Here is a 919-nt window from a genome sequence, read left to right on the forward strand (position 1 = left end):
ATACGGTGTTCCCCCCTCCCCCGCAAGCGGGAGAGGGGGGAACACCGTATGGCGCCCGTCGCCTCACTCGATGACGATGCGCGGGGCCTGCTTGCTGGACGCGGTGACGCGATCCAGCGCCGCCTTCACCCCCTGCGCCACGTGGCGATAGGCGGTGGCCTGCGGGCTCTGGGGATCGGACACCACGATGGGCAGGCCGGCGTCCGACATCTCGCGGATGCGCATGTGGAGCGGGATCTCGCCCAGGAAGGGCACGCCCATCTTGTCCGCCTCGGCATGGGCGCCGCCATGACCGAAGATGTCAGACCGTCCGCCGCAATGGGGGCAGATGAAGTGGGACATGTTCTCCACCACGCCGAGGATGGGAATGTTCACCTTCTCGAACATGGCGACGCCGCGCCGCGCGTCGATGAGGGCGAGGTCCTGCGGGGTGGAGACGATGACCGCGCCGGCCAGATTCACCTGCTGGGCCATGGTGAGCTGGGCATCGCCGGTGCCGGGGGGCATGTCCACCACCAGCACGTCGAGCGGCCCCCACTTCACTTCCTTCAGCATCTGCGAGATGGCGGACATGACCATGGGCCCGCGCCAGATCATCGGCGTGTCTTCCTCCACGAGGAAGCCGATGGACATCAGCTGAAGGCCGAAATTCTCCAGCGGGATCATGGTGCGGCCGTCTTCCGTGGTCTCCGGCTTCTGCGCGACGCCGGAAAGGCGCGGCACCGAGGGGCCGTAGATGTCGGCATCGAGCAGGCCCACCTTCAGGCCGAGGTCGCGCAGGGCGAGGGCGAGGTTGATGGAGGTGGTGGACTTGCCCACGCCCCCCTTGCCCGAGGCCACGGCGATGATGGAGGCGACGCCGGGCACCGAGATGCCGCGCGGGGCCGGCGCGCCATGGCCGTGGCCATGTCCGTGCCCG

Annotated in this window: 1 protein-coding gene; it reads right to left on the reverse strand. The window is 68.9% G+C overall.

The window, feature by feature from the left end; all coding sequences use genetic code 11:
* Positions 1-63: 63 nt before the first annotated feature.
* A partial coding sequence (gene apbC, locus K9U41_RS22945; RefSeq protein ID WP_282643148.1) for an iron-sulfur cluster carrier protein ApbC occupies positions 64-919 on the reverse strand: 856 nt, incomplete at its 5' end.

Source organism: Xanthobacter autotrophicus (assembly GCF_029991245.1).
GTDB classification, from domain to species: Bacteria; Pseudomonadota; Alphaproteobacteria; order Rhizobiales; family Xanthobacteraceae; genus Xanthobacter; species Xanthobacter autotrophicus_C.